The following is a 22,707-nucleotide window of genomic DNA, read 5'->3' on the forward strand; positions in this document are numbered from 1 at the left end:
CTATGTTATTTGACTATATAAACGACCATCTGGATGCGCGCGAGCAAAGCGCGTTAAAGCGCAAACGCCATGTTGTTAACCCAATCAGCGCACGGGAAATTGAGGTAGACAATAAACGCTACCTCAACTTTGCAAGTAATGATTACTTGGGGTTTGCCGATGAGGTCATCGCGTTTGATACATCGCGCACGTTGGGGAGCCATAGCTCAGCGTTAGTAACAGGCTACCAACAAGCCCAGCAGCAGTTAGAGCATTATTTGTGTGCTCAATTTGGTTATGAAAATGCAATGCTGTTTAACTCGGGCTTTAGTGCCAATAGCAGCGTAATTAAAGCGTTGTTTCAAGATAAAGCCATTGCGCAACACAGTGCTGTTTTTCAAGATAAGTTAAATCATGCCAGCTTAATCGATGGTGCTTTGCATGCAAACGCGGCGTTGGTGCGCTTTAATCATAATGACTTGAATCACTTACGCTCGCGGCTTGAAAAGTCCAACGCAAAGCATAAATTAATTATCAGCGAAGGGGTCTTTTCGATGGATGGCGATCAAGCGCCATTGCATGAATTACTCAGTTTAGCAAAACAACACAATGCGTGGCTGATGATTGATGATGCGCATGGGTTTGGTGCATTAGGTGACACGGGCATGGGTAGTTGCGAACCCTTGATTGCAGCGGGGGATCTCCCTGATATTTTGGTGATCACTTTTGGTAAAGCGGTTGCTAGCAGTGGTGCGTGTGTATTAGGCACACATGCGTTTATCGATTACATGGTGCAGTTTAACCGTGATTACACATATTCAACGGCGATGTCGCCTTTTAATGCATCGCATACTTTATCGCGTATCAAAACACTACGTGATGCAAATGAAAAACGAGCGGCATTAAACGCAAATATTGCGTTATTTAAACGCTTAGCCAATGAGCACAGTATTGCGCTTATGGAGTCAAATACCGCCATTCAACCCATAGTTTTAGGGTGTGCTGAGCAAACATTAGCAGCATGTGAACACCTTAAACAACAAGGTATCTGGTTAAGTGCTATTCGCCCACCGACCGTGCAGCATAACACCTCGCGGTTACGCGTTACGTTAACCGCTGCACATACACAGCAAGACATTAATACACTTATAACGTGTTTACAAAAGGCCATTGCATGATAAGCCCACACGCCGTTGTTGCTTATAAACCAAATTACGCACAAGTAAAATGTTTAGCTAATAATAGTGCAAAACACGCAACACAACGCAAGTTTTCAACAGCTGCAAACAGTTATGCAGCGCATGCAAATGTACAAAAACAAGCAGCCAATGATCTGTTTAAATTAATGGCGGTACCTGACAGCGCTCAACAAGGCTACTGTGTTGATTTAGGGGCAGGCCCTTTGGTTAATACCCATGCTTTACAACAATCATATCGTCATGTATTAGCGATAGATTTAAGCCATACAATGCTAAAAAGTAGCAATGTGGTTGCTCCGCGAATTTGCGCCGATATGGATAATTTACCGTTACAAGCAAACAGCATTGACGCAGTGTTTAGTAATTTTGCTGTGCAATGGTCAGCTAATTTTGAAACGTTAATGCACTCTTTATATAAAGCGTTAAAACCAGGTGGTCGGGCGTATATAAGCGTGTTGGTTGAAGGCTCTCTGCATGAGATAAAAACCGCGTTTTCAGTGCTTGATTCACATAGCAGAGTTAATCGTTTTCAAACACATAGTAATATAAACCAATCGGTCTTAAATACAGGATTTATTATTAATAGTGCTACAAAAGTGATTTATACCGACCAATTTTCGAATCCTTTAAGTGCTATTCACTCAATTAAAGCCATTGGCGCGACATCACAAAACCATTCAACCCACCGTGCAGGTTTATTAACTAAATCGGCTTTACAAAAAGTATGTGCCGCGTATCCGCTGATAAACAACCAAGCTCATGTATCTTACCATGTGGTCTTGTTATCATTAGAAAAAGCAAAAATTTAAAGGCAAGGTAATGAACGAATTTTTTATCACGGGCACTGACACTGACGCCGGTAAAACCCATGTAACCAGTTTGCTATTAAAGTTACTCGCCCAACATAAAAAACGTGCTATTGGCTTTAAACCCATAGCCTCTGGCTGTGAAATGGCGTTCGACCAACTGGTTAATGCAGATGCCTTAATGCTCATGGAAAACGCCACTGTTAGTGCAAAATACGATGTGATTAACCCATTCTCGTTTGCGCCGGCCATTGCGCCACATATTGCTGCACAAAAAGCAGGGGTAACCTTAAGTGTTGAAAAGCTCTCAGCGGCTTATCAAAATATTAAAAGCCAAGGCGCTGACTACTTACTAACAGAAGGTGCTGGTGGTTGGGCATTACCAATTAACGATAACCAATATTTATATGATTGGGTAAGTGCAGAGCAACTCCCCGTAATATTGGTTGTGGGTATGAAACTGGGCTGCATTAATCACGCGTTGTTAACTACTGCGCATATGCAGAGTATGGGGATAAATTGCATAGGCTGGATAGCCAATCAAGTTGATAATGAGATGGATGAATATCAAGCTAACCTTGATTCACTCAAGGCACGCTTACCTATGCCATTGCTTGCAATAAGCCCATATACTGAGCAAACACCTAAATTACAGATTTATAAAACCCTCCTTGAAAAATTATCAATAAATCCATAAATAACCCTTGTGTTGTGACATAGTTTGTCACAGAATAGCGCTGACGTTATGACATAATCTGTCATAACGCAGTTTTGCTATGTCCGATCAGCATCCGCTTAATCGCTCAGCAATAGTTGTTATTTTTGGAGAACATGTATGAAACGTGTATTTTTATTTTTATTAACTAACCTCGCGGTTATGTTGGTATTAGGTGTTGTGCTTTCAATAATAATGAGTGCGCTGGGCCTTAGCCATCGTAGCCTTGGTGGTATTTTACTAATTGCAACGGTATTTGGTTTTGGTGGATCGTTTATATCGTTGTATATGTCGAAATGGATGGCAAAAAAATCAACAGGTGCACAGGTTATCGAGCAGCCTCGTAACGAAACAGAGCATTGGTTATTAAACACCGTTGCACAGCAAGCGCAAAAGGCTGGTATTAAAATGCCTGAAGTTGCCATTTACGACAGCCCAGAAATGAACGCCTTTGCTACAGGTCCGAGTAAAAATAATTCTTTGGTGGCAGTAAGCACAGGTTTAATGCACAACATGTCGCAAGATCAAGCCGAAGCAGTGTTAGCCCATGAGGTGTCTCATATTGCTAATGGCGACATGGTAACCCTTACGCTGATTCAAGGCGTAGTGAATACCTTTGTTATTTTTGCTGCTAAAGTGTTGGCTGGTATTGTTGATAACTTTATTAATAGTGATGAAGAAGAGGGCGGTAGTAGCTGGACATACTTCTTATTTGATATGTTATTCCAAGTGCTATTTGGTGTATTAGCCAGCATAATTGTTGCACACTACAGCCGTAAACGTGAATTTGCAGCCGATAACGGCGCAGCACACTTGGTTGGAGCAGACAAAATGCGTTCAGCGCTTGAACGTTTAAAGCAAAATCACCCATCGCAATTAGAAGGCTCAATGATGGCCTTTGGTATTGCCAGCGGTAAAGGTATGGCGGAGTTATTTTCGTCACACCCACCACTTGATGCGCGCATAGACGCACTTCGTCGATAAGCTAATACAAGCTTGTACAAATACATAAAAGCCTGCATTTGCAGGCTTTTTAATTTTAATAGCGGCTTATTGTGTTTGAATAATGTCAGTTATGCCCGCAGGGGAAAGTATTTCAATCCAATATCCGTCAGGGTCTTTAATAAACGCTAAGCCTTTCATTGAGCCATCGTCTGGCTTTTTAATAAACTCAACATCGTACTTGGCAAAGCGCTCACACGCAGCGTATACGTCTGGTACGCTAATGCCAATATGGCCAAAACCTTTTGGCTCTTCATTACCACTTACATAGCCAGTAAACGAATCGTCGCTCTCGGTGCCCCAATTATGAGTAAGCTCAATAAGTGCAGGGCGACCAAATACCCACTCGGTCTTTTCTTTATCATCACCCTTTGGCATATCTTGTTCGTAGCCTAAAAAGTACAGCGTAAATTTCATCGCGGGGAAGTCATATTTACCTAGTAGCTTCATACCTAATACGTTTTCATAAAATTCAATTGACGGCTTGGGATCTTTAATACGTAACATGGTCTGTTGCATTACAAAGCCTTCGGTGGCTTGTGAAATTTGCTCTGGCGTTTCATTATAGCTCGACATACTTATCCTTAGTGAAATGACTGTAAACCTTAATAGATTTAAAAAGGCAGTTAATACACTCATCATAAGCAACAGCGGCAAAAATTAAAACCACCTAACTAAATTACTAGCCAATGATTCGGATGTTTTATAAGCGAAAAGTAGCATATTTAACTGTACTGTTTATTTATACAGCGCAGGGCTTTTTCTGCATTTATAAAGTATGAGCCGAAGTTAACTAGTTGTTTACATTTATTTATTTGAGGGCTAAGATTAATGAAATGTAATATATGGACATTTGTCGCTTTATAAAACGACAAATGTCGTAGACAAAGTTGTTAGCACTCTATTGGATTATTTATTCAGTATGAAGGAAACTATATGGCAACCACCCCAGAGGAAATAAAAAGTTTATGTGAGCAGTGGTGTTCATCTGTTAAAACACCTGATGGTGGTATTGCAATCGGTGCTAATTCTGAAAAATATAGACTTTTTGCAAATGGAATCAGGTTCCACGAGTTGGAACATCAGGCTTTATTGGCTTCAATTCTAGGTTTATCTAAAGTGTTATTACTTCCAGGATTAAATACAATCGTTGTGGAAGATCACTTTGGGTTATGGTCATGGTGTGCTGAAGTTCTCGTAGGTAGTCGCTCTGAATACTTTACTAATGAAGAACATGAAATGAAGTCATTGTTTCAGGCTTCAATCAGAGCTTCACTTGTAAATTGTAAGAAGCCAGCCAGATCATCAGAAGAGCATCAGTTACAATACGAATCTGAACAAAAAATTCCGCATCATGCTAGATACTTCCTATATGACTCATCTCTAATATTGGCTTATATCGGTTTCCCATTACTTGAATCGACTCTAAAACGAGTAAGTTCAACATACTTAAATATGGACGGGACGGTTAAGTCTACTTTTCAAGTAAAAAGTCGTGCTGGAAAACCAAGAACTTATAAAATTGGTGCACAATGCTCCAGCATCAGAGATGTCTTAAATCTTGTGTATGATGAAATTGCAGATTCTGAACTCAAGGTACTTTTGCAAGAATTCAGAGTTCATATTTCAAGCTTAGATGATTCTAAAGACCCATTTGACCTTATATATTCATGGAGAAATCAATCTTTACACGGAAGTACAAACTTCCAAACTATTGGTGGAACTTTACTTAATTTATCTCTGCTTCTTTGCATATACAGTTTAAAAGATAATTATGAAGAATTAAGAAATAAAGTGATTGAGCATTGTAGGCGAGAAGAAAATCATGATCATAAAAGCCCTTGGTCATTTTATCCTCCGTACTAGTGCTAACAACACGCCCTGAGGTGGACAGCAAGCACTAAAGCCCACTTTCCACCGCAAATTTTAACAGCGGTGATCCCTTACTTTTCAATGCCGTTAAGTAAGTTGATTCATCGTAGGGCGTATGTGTTTTCCAGCATCTAAATAGGATCCGTATCCACTTAAATGCCAATGACCTGATGATGGTATTATGAGGTTTTCCTTTGGCTTCTTGCTGCCGATAATAGGCTTTTGCCCAAAATGAATACCGCACAGAGAGTCCAGCCCATTCCACAAACGTTTGCCTTAAAAACTTAGTGCATGAGTACCGCCAGTGTATCCATTCCTTTTTACCACTACGTTCGGTTACGGGAGCAATGCCTGCGTATTTTTGTATGTCAGCGGCGCACTTATAGCGGTCACGATTTGACCCCATAGCGGCTAATAATCGAGGGGCTAATTGTGGCCCTGCACCCGGTAAACTATCAAAAATAGCGCGATCTGTATGTTGCTTATAAAGTGTTTTAATTTCGTCATCGAATCGTGTTATTGCCATCATCAGCTGTTTAAGTTGCGGTACGAGGCATTCAATAAGCAATAAGTTTGGCGTTATCACCGCCATATCTTCGGTGAGTATTTCTGCATCCTTTATTTCTTTTATCCGCTTCTCATTAACGAGAGGGTAGCGGGAATTATGTTGATTAAAGAAGTCGAGTAGTGTTTGTTTTCTCGCTTTTTTAGCGTGAGCAAGAGAGGGCCAGCGTAATAAGAAGTCACAGAATATTTGAGTGTCTTTTTCTTTAAACCAATCAATCACGTGGGGATAATAATTTTTTAGTGTTGTGGCTATTTTATTGGTTAAATTAACCCTATCTTGCACTAATTTACGACGATATTCGACAAGTTGCGCAAGACATCTAACGTCTTCTGAGTCAGGCCTAATTACCGTTAATTTATCCATATGAAGTTGTAAAATTTCAACTTGAATAATCGCATCAGTAGGGTCATCTTTCGCCCCACTGTGCGAAAATGCGGCACGGTATTTTGCGACACTGGATGGATTAATAACAAATAGTACAATGTGCTTAAATTTACTGAGTGCGTATATAAGCGGGCCTTTTTTAAGCTCACAGGCGACGGCAACAGGCCTGCCGTTGTAGCGTTGTTTTAATTCAAGCGCCCAAGTATTAATTGACTTAGGCTCAGATGAAATAACGCTTAAAAGTTGTGTGTTTGTATCGCGATTTACTTCACAAATATCGTGTTTACGGTCGGCCCAATCGATCCCGATAAGGGCAGCAAAATCTGAGACGTTAAAGGCTTCCATTTTGGGCCTCCTAGAGGTAAAGTGAAAGAGTAGATAGAGATAAACAGTGTTTCTCGCAGGTCTTATAGATAGTCGGTTCAACGACAATCCCTGAGTATGCGTATTGAAACAAATGACTCCAGTTGGCCCGAAAGTCTTGTTACAAACATAGATTGTTTCCACTCAAATATTCGTGACCAACAGAAGTATATTCCATGTATTAATGAGCTAGGTAAACACATTAATGAATGGAACGGAGTAACTATAAGGCGCTTAAACAGATTTAAGAAAGTGAAAGGGGTCAAATCTTGACTTCATACATCAAGCGCTTGTTAAATAAATAGCAAACGACTCGAGTAAATAGAGTCTGCTTTATTGTATATAAAAGGCGGGGTATGACCGTCAAGAAGGGCATGAATAAATTGAACTTGCACGGTCAAACGAAAGTGAATGCATTTACTTCATTCTGCGGCAACAGTATTGCCTTGCTCATAACATAGAAAAGCTGCAAACAGGCTGCATTAATAAAAAGGGAGGCCCTTTTAAGCCTAAATATAGCGACTCAAGCACCTGTAACTCCCTCTAAAACAGCCATTAAAACAACCGCACATTCTTTTTTATATTTTATGTAAACTAGCGATAACTGATTGAACCAAAATAGGAACTCGGCTATGGTTGATTCATCAATAAAAATAAATTTAAAACGAGTTAATCTACAGGCTCGTTATAAGCCCTAGGAGCTACGTTGATCTCTGAACCCGCGAATAGCATTTTAGTTGTCATTATTTGCATAATTGGTGCATTGCACTTTGGCGGTGTTCTGACCACTTCTAAAAAATCACCGGCTTTAGCGTGGATGAAAACAAAACATCCGTATTTCCCTAATGTAGTTGTTGTATTGTTAGTATTCGTAGCATTAACAAAAATAGCTGGGTTATTTTAGTGAATTATTTAAACATCAAGTATCGGGCTTATAACAAAGCGAGGCACGGCGACGCCTTTTTCGCTGCTGCTTCGCCTTCACTACAAAGCCGCACGTGCTGGCGGTGTTGAGCCTGTAGAATCACTTTAAATGGGTTCCAAATGCATTACCTAATCCAGTAAAAGTGCTTAGAAATGATTTTGGGAGCTCGTTTTTCAAACCGTTTTGGCTGTTGGTGTTATTTTACAGCCTCGTTAGAGTTGCTTAAGGACCAGAGTGAAAGACAAAGCTAAAAAAATTATCAGTATTGCCATAATAATTATATTAGCCATAGTAAGTTCATTAACAGTGACCTTGTGTGGAGGCACATTAACTCAAAATAGGTTAGGAACAGATTCTTGTTCTTTTGCCCAAACTGAGTTCAGTGGCTTTGCTTCGCCATTTCAATATCAAATAGAGTTTATGGCTGTAACTGTGCTATTTATAATACTACTGTTAATTGTTTTGGCTTGGTTTTCTTTTCACAAATTATTTGGTAAATGTAACTCTAACAAGCAATTAAACAGGGATTAAACAGGGATTAAAAACAGCGGGCTCTTCGCGTCACTCAAATTTAGCCCACTTTTTTTAATCGTGAATCGGGCGTTACATGCCAATATTTATGAAACATGAACTCTGGATAGAAAATGAGGATGAGCAAACGTTTTGCCTCTCTGGCCCTTGAGGCGACGGGGCTCGCAAACTTTTAGAGTCAGGGGCTAAACTTACTTGGACTTGCGAAGCTTCATCAAACTTTGAAGCTATGACCCAGTATTATGAATATATGGGCTGGGGTGAATACACCAAAGATTTCCCAGAACATGATAAGAAAACTTATGCAGAGCTTGAGTGGACGTGACTGCAATTAACAAACCTTCACGTTATGCGTTTGTCTTAAATAAAAGAGTGACTGGGTTCAAACCTCGACTTAAGCCATCAAAGGTTTTAAAAAATGTGAAACGATTCAAACAAATCGGTTAGGATCAGGTATTGTTTATTGTGTTTTATGGTACTTCTCAGATGAGCTTAATTTATTAATTAAAATTAATTATACATACGATATTCTTCGTTGTTTATAAGTCGTTTTAAAGGATTAAACATATATGGATTTTTTAAGGATAACGTTAGCCACTTTGGGGTTCATAGCAGGTACATTACTCATTATGAGTCTTCTTTTCTTTCAGTTCGATTGGAAAGACATGCTTGCAGGTTTTATTTTTTATCTATTTGCTTACAGCATCTGGCCAAGTAAAAAGCGTGGTAAGCGTAATTCAGAAAACGCCATATTTGATGTGCTAGAGTGTGTCATTGAGTTTCCTATTGAATTTGTTATTTGGTTTTTCCGTACACTTGGACGTTTATTTAAACGCTTATCGGGGAGCAAGGATAGTGGGGTTGATTTCGACATCGATTTATAGTTTTTTAGTATAGACCATTTATATTTTTAACCTATAGCATCTCAGGTCATCATGGGGTCAAACTGGGCTTCAGATATCAAATAAAAACAAGTATTTATGAGCCATCGCTTTTTGCTGGTGGCTCATAAGTAACCTAATTTTTAAGTTATATTTGCTCCGTAATACTTTAAAGTGCTTCAAAAATAGCGGCTATGCCTTGTCCGCCACCGATACACATAGTGACTAACCCGTACTTACCGTTAATACGTTTAAGCTCGTAAAGGCATTTAGTCGATAAAATAGCCCCGGTTGCACCTACTGGGTGACCAAGTGCAATTGCGCCGCCATTCGGGTTTACTTTGTTTTTTGGGAAATGTAACTCGTTAGCTACGCAAAGCGCCTGTACTGCAAAGGCTTCGTTTGATTCGATTACATCCATTTGCTCAATGGTTAAGCCTGTTTTTTCCATTACTTGTTGTACGGCAGGAATAGGGCCAATACCCATTAACGTAGGATCAACACCTGCTCTGGCATAACCAATCAATCGCCCGAGAGAGTGTAAACCTTGTTCATTGGCTTTTTGCTCAGACATAAGTACTAACATTGCAGCGCCATCATTGATACCAGATGAGGTAGCGGCAGTAACTGTGCCTTCGTGTTTAAAATACGGTTTTAAAGTGGCGAGCTTGTCGCCTGTGGTATCGGCTCGTACGTGCTCGTCGGTATCAAAAATGTGTGTCCCTTTGTGTGATTTAACTTCGATTGGCACAATCTGCTCTTTAAAGTGGCCTGCTGCAATGGCGTTAGCCGCTTTATGGTGGCTTTGCGCGGCATATTCGTCTTGCTGTTCGCGTGTTATGGAATATTTATTTGCTATGTTTTCAGCGGTTATGCCCATTGGGTTGTTATCCCATGGGTCTTGTAATGTGGTGGTGAGCTCATCAATCATTATGCTGTCGCCCATTTTTTGCCCCCAACGATTACTGGCGAGAGTGTACGCGCTGGTACTCATACTTTCGGTGCCACCGGCTAAGGCCGCATCAACGTCACCTAATTGAATTTGCTGAGCGGCTTGAATGATTGCTTCAAGGCCTGAGCCACATAACCGATTAAGTGTAACTGCATGGCTGCTAATTGGTAAACCCGCGTCTAAACCGATTACTCGTGAAAGGTAAGCATCTTTAGGGCCGTTATGGATTACTTTACCGATAACACATGTGCCAATTTCCTCCGGTGACAATTTTGCTCTCGTTATGGCTTCTTTTGCGCAAAGAGTGCCAAGCTGTGCAGGAGTAAAATTTTTAAGGCTGCCGCCAAAGCCTCCGATGGCAGTACGCACTGCACTTAATATTACAACGCTGTTATTGTTAGTTGTTGTCATTGTGGTCTCGTTTATTGTTTGTTAAAGCTGTGTTGTGTAAATACTAGTTCGAGGATTTACTTTATCGCATAAAAGATAAATTATCTTCAAACAACTCAACACCCTTATTTTATGAACGTATTTGAACTTTGTTGGCTGAAATAATCAGTAACATTAAATATATAGACAGTAACTTGATGCGCTATTAAGGTAGGTTAAACGTTAAGTACATGATTATTTAAATCATCTAGAAGATTTATGGGAATTAGTATGAGTATATTAACACGCGTGTTGATTTTGACAGCATTGGTCATAGCTGCAATCGCAAGTTATTCGTATGGCATTTCATCAGGAGTGTTTGTATTTATTATTACTGGTTTTGTTCTTGAAATGGCATTTTGGTTTGGCGTGTTCCCTAAGAAAAAGAAATCATCCTGATTTAATTTTATTTAGCCACCACTTCAAACCGTATTAAATAGCACCAAAGACATTTAATACAGTAAAGCTTCACACATCTAGTGAAGCTTTTTTTTAAACACAAACTCTAACAGCGTAAACATTCTAAATACCTGCTTAGCCAGTTGATGTATTGCTACTTTCTCTTGCTAATTGATTTGGTAGAAGTTGTTCAACAATTTCTCTGGCGGGTAGGGTGTAACGCACGCCGTCAAACATCACAGAGGTAAACTCCTCAATACTTGTTATGCCTGTTAGTGTCCAACCTTCGCCTCTTTTAGGGCAATAAACAGTGGTAGTTGGCTGAATAACTTTAAAATCTTCACTCATTACGCTTACCTTTATACTTGAAGACTGAGTATCTTAAGGTAATAATAGCCTTCTATAAAGTCTTTAATTTTGCTTACATGTTAAACCCAATACACTTACAGCGAGTATCGCTGTGTTTGATAACACATAAACACACGGCTAGTTTACTTACTATTTTAAATGAGCCAGAAGTAGCACAATTTAATGATTACGAATCACCTTTAAGTAGAGAAAGCTTAAAGCAGATGGTTCAAAATGATATTGCTAGTTTTTATGATAAAAAAGGTGTTCGTTTAGCCATTATTAATAATGAAGATAGATTGTTAATGGGTAGTGTGGGTTTATACGATATAATAGACACAACAGCGTGGCTGGGTTTTGAGTTATCAACTCGTTATTGGTCTTGTGGTTATATGTACGAAGTGCTTAATTATATAATTACAGCAAAACACTTTAAAACCTTGCTTGATAATAAAATTACATCAATCTATGCACGCGTTCATGTGCATAACAGTCGTTCTATAAAGCTACTTACGAGTATTGGTTTTGTTAAAGAGCAAGATAATGTATGGATATATAAGTAAAACACACAAAAGAACACATCATACTTATTTGTTGATAATAATAACTTAGCTATGAGCTAACTCATTTTATTTTAATGGTATTTCAAAATAGGTGGGGAAGTATTTCTCTCAATGAAACAGACCTTTATGAAGAGGATAGAAGCCCTATTTAATAGGGCTTCTATCCGTTGACTTATAAGCTATAGTTAAATCCAATGGCGATACCATCATCTTCTGATAGGCCCATTTGTTTCTCTTGCTCTTTATCATCACTTGAGAAATCACTAAAGTCTTTGCGTGCTTCAACATAAACAAGGGTGTTTTCATCAAATAAATAATGTAAACCAACTACTGTAAATTGTCGTTTAAATGTGTCGTTGGGATCTGCATTAAAATTAGGTTGAATCACATAATCGTCACCCGCATCAAACACGTTATAAGCTAGAAATGTTCGTATATTGTTATCAAATCGATAAGCGACCATTGACTCTAAACCCACAGCTTCTTTGATTAATCGACCTAGGTTGTCGGTATCGTGATTTTTGTTTTTATTTATATTTGCTGCAACATAGAGGCCTTTGTTAGCAAAGTTGCCATAGGTTACACCAACGCCGTATATTAAATCTTCGGCGGTTTGGGTAATGTTATCTTTAGCATAAACAACATTAAATTCGCCTCGATTTATGCCTGCTGTTAGTGTCAGTTTGTTTGATAATGAGTAAGTTAGAGCTGCACCATAAGTTGAGTTGTATTCTACCTGTTGTGCGACACTACTGTTATTGTTAAAAAGCGTTTCGCACGCTGACTCAGAGATGGCTTCTATATCGCAAGTATAAAATTCATTATTTTTAAATTGTACTTGTGCTGTTAAGCTTAAATCGCCAAATGTATTTCGGTATTGTAATAACTTATCACCTCGACCGGTGCCATTTATAGCGCCATCATCTTTATTAAAAGTATAAACACCTGCGGCATTACCATCCCACACTAAGCTGTAATTTGTACTGTAAACAACATCGTACCAAGCACCCCATTGTTTGCCGATGGTCAATTGACCATACTTATTATGAACAATGCCCACATAACCTAATCGGTTATATAAAAATTCATCTTGTATAGACTCAAAGCGGTTATTATAAATAATGTCGCTGCTACCTACAGGGTTTACACCCCATTCAAGCACCGCAATTGCTTTTAATTGGTCTTTTATTTGTCTACTAAAATTAAAATTAATACGAGATGCGCCGTTTACGATTTCTGTTTGCCCTTGGGTATTTATTACTCTGGCATCAATAAATCCTCCTACAGTAAATTTGTTAGTAGAATCATTGTATATTTCTAGCGCATTGACACTGCTTGAACCTAATATTGCTATTGTTATAAGTGTCGATAGTCCTTTTTTCATTAAGTAGACCTTTTATTTACGTGTGTGTTGTCATTGGGCGCGCAAGCGTAACAAAGGTACAAATTACGTAAAGTGAAAAAAAATCATTAAAAATAGATAGAGGAAATACACAATATTAAGGCCAAATTAATAATTTAATTAATTCGAGCTCTATTGTGTTATTTATAACCGTAAGGTGCTTGGTTTTATGCTGGCTTCTACTTAATAAAGCTGCTGAAGAACACAGTGTCAGCTATCCAATCATTAGGTAACAAACGTGTAATTAGCGATTAGTTTTAACAAATTTTAATGACTATTTGCTCTTAAAATATTGTATGTGTGTTTACACCCATTTTGATGAGTTTACATAACCAATAATTCATAGAAAAAACACTGTTTTTGGTTTAAACTCCCGCCAATTAAATTTCTTAATTTCCCCTTGGAGGGTAGCGCTATTATTAGTACAGCTAACATCACCATGCAATTTGGTGCTAAACCATTATTTGAAAACATTTCTGCAAAATTTGGCGAAGGTAACCGTTATGGTTTAATTGGTGCGAATGGTTGTGGTAAATCAACTTTTATGAAGATCTTAAGTGGTGAACTTGAGCCTTCTGCTGGTAATGTTAGTACTGATCCTAATGAACGAGTTGCAAAACTTAACCAAGACCAGTTTGCTTATGAAGAATACTCAGTTGTTGATACTGTGATCATGGGCCATAAAGAGCTATGGGAAATCAAACAAGAACGCGACCGTATCTATAGCTTGCCTGAAATGAGTGAAGAAGACGGTATGCGTGTTGCCGATCTTGAAACTGAATTTGCCGAAATGGATGGTTATTCAGCTGAATCAAAAGCGGGTGAGTTGTTAATGGGTGTAGGTATTGATACTGCCCAGCATTATGGTCCTATGTCAGAAATTGCACCGGGTTTTAAATTACGTGTTTTGTTAGCCCAAGTTTTATTTTCAGATCCAGATATTATGCTGTTGGATGAGCCTACCAATAACTTGGATATTTACACGATTAAATGGCTTGAAGATGTATTGAATCAACGTGATTGCACCATGATCATCATTTCCCATGACCGTCATTTCTTAAATTCTGTGTGTACACACATGGCCGATATAGACTACGGTGAATTACGCCTTTATCCAGGTAATTATGATGAGTACATGTTTGCAGCAGAGCAAGCACGTGAGCGCCTATTAAGCGAAAATGCGAAGAAGAAAAGCCAAATTGCTGAACTACAGCAATTTGTATCACGCTTTTCTGCAAACGCATCAAAAGCTAAACAAGCAACGTCGCGCGCTAAACAAATTGATAAAATACAACTTGATGAAGTTAAAGCGTCTTCTCGTCAAACACCATTTATCCGTTTTGAACAAGAAAAACAGTTATTTCGTAATGCACTTGAACTTAACAATTTAGGCCAAGGGTTTGAAGAAATGTTGTTCACTGGGCTTGAAGGGCTCGTTGAAGTTGGTGAGCGTATTGCTATTATTGGTGAGAACGGTGTTGGTAAAACAACATTACTAAATACACTAGCGGGTCGCTTAGCACCAAAGCAAGGTGAGTTTAAATGGTCTGAAAACGCTAATATTGGTTACTATGCTCAAGACCATGCCGACGAGTTCGAACAAGATATGAACTTGTTCCAGTGGATGGAGCAATGGCAACAAGAAGGCGATGATGAGCAGGTTGTTCGCAGCTTTTTAGGACGCATGTTGTTCTCACAAAATGATATTAAAAAATCAGTTAAAGTTATATCAGGTGGTGAGCAAGGACGTATGTTATTTGGTAAGATTATGATGCATAAGCCAAATATATTGCTAATGGATGAACCTACCAACCACATGGATATGGAATCTATTGAAGCACTTAACTTAGCACTTGAGGCTTACGAAGGTACGTTGATGTTTGTATCGCATGACCGTCAATTTGTATCTTCACTTGCTACGCGTATTTGGGAAGTAAAAGACTCTAAGATTATTGATTTTAGAGGTACTTATTCAGAGTACCTAGCAAGCAAAGAAGCGTAAAAGCGCGTTTTTATAGATATTTTAAAGCCATGCATGTCATGGCTTTTTTATTGGCTGTTTTTCGCGATTTTATCTTTAATACGTGTATAATAGCCGCCTTCAAATAAGGACAAAAGTCCGCTATTGGTTCGAAATTAGTTTACTGAGGAGTATTTATGACTGTTGGCATTATTATGGGTTCCAAATCAGATTGGCCAACTATGGAACACGCAGCAATTATGCTTGATAAATTTGGCATTGCGTACGAAACCAAAGTTGTTTCAGCACACAGAACTCCTCAATTACTTGCTGATTATGCAAGTTCGGCAAGCGACCGTGGTATTAAAGTAATTATAGCGGGTGCCGGTGGTGCAGCGCATTTACCAGGTATGGCGGCTGCTTTTACATCATTACCAGTATTGGGTGTGCCTGTTAAATCAAAAACACTCAATGGTGTTGATTCGTTACTTTCAATTTGCCAAATGCCAAAGGGTGTGGCGGTAGGTACTTTAGCAATTGGTGATGCCGGTGCAGCTAATGCTGGTTTACTTGCAGCGCAAATTTTAGGCTGCCAACAACCTGAGATTTTTGCAAAGGTTGAAGCTTTCCGTAAAGAACAAACAGAGACTATTTTAGCTAACCCAAATCCAGCAGAGTAATATGAAAATATTAATATTAGGTGCCGGTCAATTAGCTCGCATGATGAGTTTAGCGGGCGCACCGCTAAATCTGAATGTTGTTGCTTATGATGTAGGCAGCAAAAAAATTGTGCATCCTTTAACTAATGAAGTTTACGATACAACGTTAGAACAAGCGATAGCGCAGGTTGATGCCATAACTGCAGAGTTTGAACATATTCCTGACGATGTACTTACACTTTGTTGTGCCAGTGATAAGTTTTACCCAGGTAAAGCGGCAATTAAAACTGGCGGCGACCGTGCTATAGAAAAAGCATTGCTTAGTAAAACAGATGTAGTGTGCGCGCCGTATAAGCTGATCACAGAAAAAGCTCACCTCGTAGAAGCTGTATCAATGCTAGGTAAGCCATTGGTCATCAAAACATGCCAAGCAGGTTATGATGGTAAAGGGCAGTGGCGCTTAAAGTCAGATGATCAAATAGACCAAATCTGGTCTGAAATGGCTGATTTTATAGCATCAGGTACTGAGCAAGCACCGCATACAATTATTGCTGAAAAAATGATCCCATTTGATCGCGAAGTATCTATTATTGGTGCGCGCGATAAAGCCGGTAAAACTTCTATTTATCCGCTAACTGAAAACCAACACACTAATGGTGTGCTTACGCTTTCTATCGCTGGTAAAGAGAAGTCAACAATTCAACAGCAAGCAGAAGATGCATTTAACAAAATTGCAGATGAGCTTGATTACGTTGGTGTGCTTGCTATTGAGTTTTTTGATGTGGGTGGCCAATTGTTAGTAAATGAATTAGCGCCTCGCGTACATAATTCGGGTCACTGGACTCAACAAGGGACTCACTGTTCACAGTTTGAGAACCACATGCGTGCTGTTGCAGGATTGCCACTGGGCAACACTGAGCTTAAGCAAGTGAGCGCGATGATTAATGTACTTGGCCAATCAAGTATTCCAGCATCAGTTTTGCGTATTGCTGATGTTACAAGCCATTGGTACGGTAAAACGGCAAAACCAGGACGTAAAATGGGCCATATTAATGTCTCAGCATCTAACCTGCATGAGCTAGGCGAACGTCTTGCTGAATTGGCCGATATTCTGCCTGAGGGTGACTACCCTGGTATTATTGAAACTAGTGCAGCACTGATTTTAAATTAATCTATTCAAGCCGAGTTTATCTCGGCTTTTTTTTACTATTTAGTTATTCTAAGCAACCCATATTTTATTTTTCAATAATTACAATTTAACCCCTTAAATTGCATCGTTTTATCCTTTGTAAGTCTAATCGTGGACAGATGACCGCATTTTCTTTTTTTAATGAAAACTTTATGTCATTCTTCAATGCAGTAGCACGAATAAATTAATTATTGCTGTATTTTGGAATAATATGCCCGTTAAAACTAATTTAATTAAACTTGCCTATATTATTTTATTAGGGTTATGTATCACGCCTCTAATGGGACCAGGTGTTGCCTTAGTTGTAGGTGCTGCGTTTGCCATAATATTAGGTAACCCGTACGCGGAATTTTCGCAATCAGCGAGTAAATGGTTATTAAAAGCCGCCGTAATCGGACTTGGTTTTGCCGTAGATTTTAATCAAGTTATAGAAGTAGGGCGCAGCTCTTTAGTTTTAACCATTGTTAGTATTACAGCTATCATTGGCTTGGGTGAAATACTCACTCAGGTGTTTAAATTAAACCGTAATACAGGGGTGTTAATTTCATTTGGTACTGCCATTTGTGGTGGTAGCGCAATCGCTGCGATGGCACCGGTTATTAAAGCTAAAGATCACGAAGTTGCTGTTGCTTTAGGGGTGGTGTTTTTACTTAATGGTGTGGGCTTATTATTGTTCCCAACGATTGGTCATTATTTAAATTTAAGCCAAGAACAGTTTGGCTTATGGGCAGCGTTAGCAATTCATGATACCAGTAGTGTAGTGGGTGCATCAGCTACATACGGCGCACTAGCGTTAAGTATTGCTACTACCGTAAAACTAACACGAGCCATGTGGATCATCCCTTATACAACAATGGCAGGCGTATTCTGGCGCTCTGAAGAAAAAGCCAGTATTCCATTATTTATAGTCGGCTTTTTAGCGGCTGCACTTATCAATACATATCTACCAGATTATTCATCAATTTGGTCTGCATTAAATAGTGTTGCCAAACAGGTATTAGTTGTAACCTTATTTTTAATCGGCAGTGGTTTGTCACTTTCTGTTTTAAGGCAGGCCGGCGTTAAACCTTTTATAATGGCCACGTTATTATGGATTATCGTGAGTGGGGTTATTTTGTTATTAATTTTAGATGGGTTTATTTAAATGAAACTTAATAGAGTTTTAATGGCGTTAGCGACGTCTTCAATACTAGTGGGCTACACAAATAATGTAGCTGCAGCTCCGATACGCGTGGCAACTTTTAATGTGAGTATGGACGCAACAAATTACACGTCTAGGGGTGAACAAATAAACCCGGATGCGCTGGTCAATGCGTTAAAAAGTGATCATCAACAAATAAAAAATATTGCTGAAATTATACAGCGTATTAGACCCGATATTTTGCTATTAAATGAATTTGACTATGTTGATAAAGCAAAAGGCATTGAGTATTTTAAAAAGCACTACTTACAAGTTAGTCAGAAGAAACAACCAGCGATTGATTATCCATATACATACATAGCTCCCGTAAACACAGGCTTAGCATCACCATTCGATTTTGATAACGATGGCAAGGCAAGTGGTGTTCAAGGAGATGCATATGGTTTTGGCTTTTTTGAAGGGCATTATGGCATGGCCTTGCTCTCGCGCTACCCGATTGATTTTGATAAAGCGCGCACTCTTCAAACGTTTAAGTATAAAGATATGCCTAATGCTCAAATGCCCATAGACCCTAAAACGGGTGAAAACTGGTATAACGAACAAGAGTGGCAAGCGATGCGACTGAGTTCTAAATCATTTTGGGACTTACCGATTACAGTTAAAGGTAAAACAGTTCACTTACTCGCGTCTCACCCAACCCCTCCTGTTTTTGATGGTGACGAAGATCGTAATGGTAAACGAAATCATGATGAAATTAGGCTGATAAAAGATTATGTTGATAATGCCGCTTACATTTATGACGATAAAGGTAATAAAGGAGGCCTTAAACCTGACACCCGCTTTGTGATCCTGGGTGATTTAAATGCAGCACCAGAGGGGGATAAAAAGCGCCCACTCACAACAAATCAATTACTGGATAATCCAGTTATAAACAGTAGTTTTACGCCTGTCAGCAAAGGTGCTGCGAGTAGTTTTTCTGAAAGTTATGCAGCTTCATATACTGCGTATTGGGCTGCAAGGGCAGACTATGTGCTCCCTTCAGAGTATGGTTTAAGTGTTGAAGGCGGAGGTGTATTTTGGCCCACTAAAAATAGTGAGTTATATCGTTTAATTAAAGACCGTAATGCATCTTCAGATCACCGAATGGTGTGGTTAGATCTCATTGTAAAATAGGGTCATAACTTTAATCTAGCTGTAAAGTTTGTCTGTTTGTCTTAAAAAATTGCAATCATAAGGCAGGTTCTGCTTAAATTAAGCCAATTATAATAATCTTCAAGAAACACTATGATTGTAAAAACAGCAAATAAAACGTTAATCGCGTTGGCAATCGCATCAAGCTTTATGCTTAGCGGTTGTCAAACGACTGCCTCTACGCCATCAGTACAAGCCTCTAAATCACCGGTTGCAAGTGTTGTAGCAACACCAAGCGACACAGGTACAAGCCAAATAACACTTGAGCAAGCTATGGCGCATCCTGATTGGTTGGGCCGCCAGCCAGAGCGTGCTTTTTGGGCCGCAGATTCAAAAAATATTGTGTATGCACAAAAACAACAAGGCAATACGCTACGCGATTTGTACACGCAAGCGATTAACGCTCAACAAGCTAGTCAAGTTGCGCTTTCGCAGTTACATTCATTAGGTGCTAAAAATGCAGTGTACTCTGCAGACAAATCACTGCAAAGCTATGTTTTTGAAGGTAATATCTTCGTAAAGAACGTTCAATCAGGTAACATTACTCAGATCACCCATGACAGTGCTAGGCAATCTAAACCTCAGTTTTTAACTGACGGGTCACTTGCATTTCGCCAAGCAAATGCTTTTTTTAAGGTTGATTTAAACACAGGTAAACGCGTTGAACTTGTTAATCTTCACCTTGCTGATAAACCATCAGGCGTTAAAGAGCCAAGTAGTTACATTGCCAAAGAGCAACATAAACTGATTGACTACATAGCGTTAACGCATAAAAACAAACTTGATAAACAAGCACGTAAAGAGCAGTTGAATGAGCAAAATGCAAGTATTGCTAATTCACAGTTTTACTTAGGCAAAGGTAATCGTATTGCCGATGTGCAATTGTCACCTAATGGGCAAGCACTGATTGCCGTTGTGACTGAAGACCGCCCGTGGCGTGAAGACGCAGATATTATGCCTAACTACATCACAGATAACGCGGGTGTAAAAGCTGAAAAAGTGCGCCGTCGAGTTGCTGATTCAAAACCGCAAACATCTGAAGTGATATATATTGATTTAGCAACGCAAACTCAAAACACGCTAGCTTTTGATACGCTACCAGGCTTTGATGAAGATGTACTTGCAGCTGTAAAAAAAGAAAATCACGCGCGTGATGGTAAGACGTACGAGTCGAAGAAAGAACCTCGTGCAATTAACCTAATGATGGATTGGGGCTGGTCTCAAAGTGCTATCAGATGGAATCACGACGGTTCTCAAGTTGCACTGATGCTTGAAGCATGGGATAACAAAGACCGCTGGATTGCATCAGTTGATTTCAAAAGCAATGCACTTGTCTCTCAGCACCGCTTACATGATGATGCATGGGTTAACTATACCTACAATGATTTCGGTTGGTTAAATAATTCAAATACGCTTTATTATCTATCAGAAGAGTCTGGCTACAGCCACATTTATAAAAAACCATTAAACGGTAAAGCAACCCAACTTACTAAAGGTCAGTTTGTTGTATCTAACTTAACACTAACTGCTGATAATACTGCTATTTACTATAAAGCAAACGTTGAGCACCCGGGCCTTTATGAAATCTATCGTGTGGATCCGCAAACAGCACAATCGGAGCAGATCACTGATTTAGATGGCATGACTGATTATCAACTTAGTCCAGATGAATCAAAGCTATTATTAACTCACTCTAAGATTATGGCGCCACCGGAATTGTTTGTCGCGGATGCCACCGCAAATGCAAAAGCAACACAATTGACCGATACAGTTTCTGATGAATTTTTAGCAAAACAATTAATTGCACCTAAGATTGTTGCGGTTCCTTCAAGCCACACTGAGCAACCAATTTACGCTAAAGTTTATTATCCTGCTGATTATGTTGAAGGCGAGAGCGGAAAAAATCGTAAAGCCGTTATCTTTAACCACGGTGCTGGGTATCTACAAAACTCTCATATGGGTTGGTCTGGATACTTCCGCGAGTTTATGTTCCATTCACTTTTAGCTTCTGAAGGTTACGTGGTAATGGACATGGATTATCGCGCTTCAAAGGGCTATGGTCGTGACTGGCGTACAGCTATATATCGCCAAATGGGTACACCAGAGACACAAGATTTAGTAGATGGTGTTAGCTGGATGGCTAAAAATGCCAATGTTGATACCGGTGCAGTGGGCACTTATGGTGGCTCTTACGGCGGCTTTATGACATTTATGGCATTATTTACAGAGCCTGATTTATTTCAATCTGGTGCTGCACTTCGTCCTGTAACTGATTGGGCACATTATAACGCACCATATACGTCTAATATCTTGAACCACCCAGATGTAGACCCTATTGCGTATGAAAGAAGTTCACCAATTTACTTTGCTGAAGGGTTAAAGAATCACTTGTTGATCAATGCACCTATGGTTGATGATAACGTGTTTTTCCAAGATTCAGTTCGTTTAGTACAGCGTCTTATTGAGCTTGAAAAAGAAAATTTTGAAACGGCTATTTTCCCTGTTGAACCACATGGCTTTGTTCAGCCTTCAAGCTGGTTAGATGAATATCGTCGTATTTATAAGTTGTTTAAAGAAACGCTTTAGTTCCTTAATAAATAAAGAAAAACGCCAAACTTAGTTTGGCGTTTTTTTTATCATTTTAATAATCAACGGGGTTGTTAAAACAATTCCTCCAACGGCACCAATTAGGTGTGCATCTATAGCCACTTTAGAAGCGATTAATTGGCCAACTTGTTCACTTGGGCCTGCGTATTGTTCATGAGCTATTTTTAACCAAATACCAACAAATAACAGACTGCCTGTTTTCATACCGACACTAATATCTTTTACAGCGCCCCATACAATAACCCCATGCAGTAATGCACTTAATCCCGTGTATATGTGTATGTCCGGGCAAAATATATAAATGCCAAAACCACACCATATTGCCAGTAATAAGGTATGAATAGCATACGTTTTTGGTGTTGTATGCTCTGCATGGAGTAACCAAATAAGTAAAATGCCAGCACAGTTCAAAGCTAAATGAGCCAGGTTAGCATGGACATATTGGCTTGTTATTAAACGCCACACTTGGCCTTGTTCTATTAACTCACGGTTAAACTCGAGTAAATCATTCAAATTTAACATTGCGAGTAATGTGCTAAATGCCATCAAGCAAAGTGGAGGTAAGATATAACGAAGTTGAAGGGGTAAATTGAGCATTTTGTTCTTTTTTTACAGCATTCTTTTGCATATTGTGCCCGTTTA

22 protein-coding genes are annotated in these 22,707 nt (G+C 39.2%); 16 read left to right on the forward strand and 6 right to left on the reverse strand.

All coding sequences use genetic code 11. The features are described from left to right. Positions 1 to 2: 2 nt before the first annotated feature. From ACHUE3_RS05200 to htpX, 4 genes are all read left to right on the forward strand, one after another. The gene (locus ACHUE3_RS05200) at positions 3 to 1,157 is read left to right on the forward strand and encodes an aminotransferase class I/II-fold pyridoxal phosphate-dependent enzyme (protein ID WP_394190859.1); all 1,155 of its coding nucleotides are present in this window, start codon (positions 3 to 5) and stop codon (positions 1,155 to 1,157) included. Continuing rightward, complete coding sequence (locus ACHUE3_RS05205) at positions 1,154 to 1,987, forward strand: methyltransferase domain-containing protein (RefSeq protein WP_394190861.1); 834 nt, start codon at positions 1,154 to 1,156, stop codon at positions 1,985 to 1,987. Before ACHUE3_RS05200 ends, ACHUE3_RS05205 begins: the two co-directional genes overlap by 4 nt. 10 nt (positions 1,988 to 1,997) lie before the next feature. After that, on the forward strand, positions 1,998 to 2,681 hold the full coding sequence (gene bioD / locus ACHUE3_RS05210) for a dethiobiotin synthase (protein ID WP_394190863.1): 684 nt from the start codon (positions 1,998 to 2,000) through the stop codon (positions 2,679 to 2,681). A gap of 138 nt (positions 2,682 to 2,819) precedes the next feature. Next, entirely contained in the window at positions 2,820 to 3,683 is an 864-nt protein-coding gene (htpX, locus tag ACHUE3_RS05215) for a protease HtpX (protein WP_394190865.1), read from the forward strand. Between the two features lie 66 nt (positions 3,684 to 3,749). Here htpX and gloA read toward each other — a convergent pair whose 3' ends face one another. Continuing rightward, positions 3,750 to 4,277 (reverse strand): lactoylglutathione lyase, encoded by a 528-nt coding sequence (gene gloA / locus ACHUE3_RS05220; protein WP_394190867.1) that lies wholly within the window; start codon positions 4,275 to 4,277, stop codon positions 3,750 to 3,752. A gap of 360 nt (positions 4,278 to 4,637) precedes the next feature. On the opposite strand from gloA, the gene ACHUE3_RS05225 reads away from it, so the two are divergent. Beyond that, complete coding sequence (locus ACHUE3_RS05225) at positions 4,638 to 5,567, forward strand: hypothetical protein (RefSeq protein ID WP_394190869.1); 930 nt, start codon at positions 4,638 to 4,640, stop codon at positions 5,565 to 5,567. 34 nt (positions 5,568 to 5,601) lie between these two features. On the opposite strand, the gene ACHUE3_RS05230 is transcribed toward ACHUE3_RS05225, so the two are convergent. Next, positions 5,602 to 6,870, reverse strand: a complete 1,269-nt coding sequence (locus tag ACHUE3_RS05230; protein WP_394190871.1) for an IS110 family RNA-guided transposase — start codon at positions 6,868 to 6,870, stop codon at positions 5,602 to 5,604. Between the two features lie 724 nt (positions 6,871 to 7,594). On the opposite strand from ACHUE3_RS05230, the gene ACHUE3_RS05235 reads away from it, so the two are divergent. The 3 genes from ACHUE3_RS05235 (at position 7,595) to ACHUE3_RS05245 (ending at position 9,228) form a co-directional block, all read left to right on the forward strand. Next, the gene (locus ACHUE3_RS05235) at positions 7,595 to 7,792 is read left to right on the forward strand and encodes a hypothetical protein (RefSeq protein WP_394190873.1); all 198 of its coding nucleotides are present in this window, start codon (positions 7,595 to 7,597) and stop codon (positions 7,790 to 7,792) included. Positions 7,793 to 8,047: 255 nt separating this feature from the next. Continuing rightward, positions 8,048 to 8,344 carry a hypothetical protein gene (locus ACHUE3_RS05240; RefSeq protein ID WP_394190875.1) on the forward strand — a complete coding sequence of 99 codons (297 nt, stop codon included), beginning with the start codon at positions 8,048 to 8,050 and terminating at the stop codon, positions 8,342 to 8,344. A gap of 569 nt (positions 8,345 to 8,913) precedes the next feature. Further along, the gene (locus tag ACHUE3_RS05245; RefSeq protein ID WP_394190877.1) at positions 8,914 to 9,228 is read left to right on the forward strand and encodes a hypothetical protein; all 315 of its coding nucleotides are present in this window, start codon (positions 8,914 to 8,916) and stop codon (positions 9,226 to 9,228) included. Between the two features lie 166 nt (positions 9,229 to 9,394). Here ACHUE3_RS05245 and bktB read toward each other — a convergent pair whose 3' ends face one another. Then, positions 9,395 to 10,588, reverse strand: a complete 1,194-nt coding sequence (gene bktB, locus ACHUE3_RS05250; protein WP_394190879.1) for a beta-ketothiolase BktB — start codon at positions 10,586 to 10,588, stop codon at positions 9,395 to 9,397. A 249-nt stretch (positions 10,589 to 10,837) separates the two neighbouring features. Between bktB and ACHUE3_RS05255 the strand changes: the two genes are divergently transcribed. Then, entirely contained in the window at positions 10,838 to 11,005 is a 168-nt protein-coding gene (locus tag ACHUE3_RS05255; protein ID WP_394190881.1) for a hypothetical protein, read from the forward strand. A gap of 135 nt (positions 11,006 to 11,140) precedes the next feature. Here the strand turns inward: ACHUE3_RS05255 and ACHUE3_RS05260 are convergent, their stop codons facing one another. Next, complete coding sequence (locus ACHUE3_RS05260) at positions 11,141 to 11,353, reverse strand: hypothetical protein (protein WP_394190883.1); 213 nt, start codon at positions 11,351 to 11,353, stop codon at positions 11,141 to 11,143. A 77-nt stretch (positions 11,354 to 11,430) separates the two neighbouring features. Between ACHUE3_RS05260 and ACHUE3_RS05265 the strand changes: the two genes are divergently transcribed. Continuing rightward, positions 11,431 to 11,916, forward strand: coding sequence for a GNAT family N-acetyltransferase (locus ACHUE3_RS05265; RefSeq protein WP_394190885.1), 486 nt, complete (start codon positions 11,431 to 11,433; stop codon positions 11,914 to 11,916). 172 nt (positions 11,917 to 12,088) lie between these two features. Here ACHUE3_RS05265 and ACHUE3_RS05270 read toward each other — a convergent pair whose 3' ends face one another. Continuing rightward, complete coding sequence (locus ACHUE3_RS05270) at positions 12,089 to 13,300, reverse strand: porin (RefSeq protein ID WP_394190887.1); 1,212 nt, start codon at positions 13,298 to 13,300, stop codon at positions 12,089 to 12,091. 433 nt (positions 13,301 to 13,733) lie between these two features. On the opposite strand from ACHUE3_RS05270, the gene ACHUE3_RS05275 reads away from it, so the two are divergent. From ACHUE3_RS05275 to ACHUE3_RS05300, 6 genes are all read left to right on the forward strand, one after another. After that, entirely contained in the window at positions 13,734 to 15,320 is a 1,587-nt protein-coding gene (locus ACHUE3_RS05275) for an ABC-F family ATPase (protein ID WP_394191657.1), read from the forward strand. A gap of 155 nt (positions 15,321 to 15,475) precedes the next feature. Then, positions 15,476 to 15,958 (forward strand): 5-(carboxyamino)imidazole ribonucleotide mutase, encoded by a 483-nt coding sequence (gene purE / locus ACHUE3_RS05280; protein ID WP_058558774.1) that lies wholly within the window; start codon positions 15,476 to 15,478, stop codon positions 15,956 to 15,958. Between the two features lies 1 nt (position 15,959). Then, positions 15,960 to 17,108: a 5-(carboxyamino)imidazole ribonucleotide synthase gene (locus ACHUE3_RS05285; RefSeq protein ID WP_394190890.1), complete on the forward strand. Its 1,149-nt coding sequence runs from the start codon at positions 15,960 to 15,962 to the stop codon at positions 17,106 to 17,108. A 229-nt stretch (positions 17,109 to 17,337) separates the two neighbouring features. Next, positions 17,338 to 18,270 carry a YeiH family protein gene (locus ACHUE3_RS05290; protein ID WP_394190892.1) on the forward strand — a complete coding sequence of 311 codons (933 nt, stop codon included), beginning with the start codon at positions 17,338 to 17,340 and terminating at the stop codon, positions 18,268 to 18,270. Beyond that, positions 18,271 to 19,440: an endonuclease/exonuclease/phosphatase family protein gene (locus ACHUE3_RS05295; RefSeq protein ID WP_394190893.1), complete on the forward strand. Its 1,170-nt coding sequence runs from the start codon at positions 18,271 to 18,273 to the stop codon at positions 19,438 to 19,440. It begins immediately after the preceding gene. 111 nt (positions 19,441 to 19,551) lie between these two features. Beyond that, positions 19,552 to 22,044: a S9 family peptidase gene (locus ACHUE3_RS05300; protein ID WP_394190895.1), complete on the forward strand. Its 2,493-nt coding sequence runs from the start codon at positions 19,552 to 19,554 to the stop codon at positions 22,042 to 22,044. Positions 22,045 to 22,074: 30 nt separating this feature from the next. Here ACHUE3_RS05300 and rrtA read toward each other — a convergent pair whose 3' ends face one another. Further along, positions 22,075 to 22,662, reverse strand: coding sequence for a rhombosortase (gene rrtA / locus ACHUE3_RS05305; RefSeq protein WP_394190897.1), 588 nt, complete (start codon positions 22,660 to 22,662; stop codon positions 22,075 to 22,077). Between the last annotated feature and the right edge of the window lie 45 nt (positions 22,663 to 22,707).

It is taken from the genome of Pseudoalteromonas atlantica (genome assembly GCF_043641955.1).
GTDB lineage: Bacteria > Pseudomonadota > Gammaproteobacteria > Enterobacterales > Alteromonadaceae > Pseudoalteromonas > Pseudoalteromonas atlantica_A.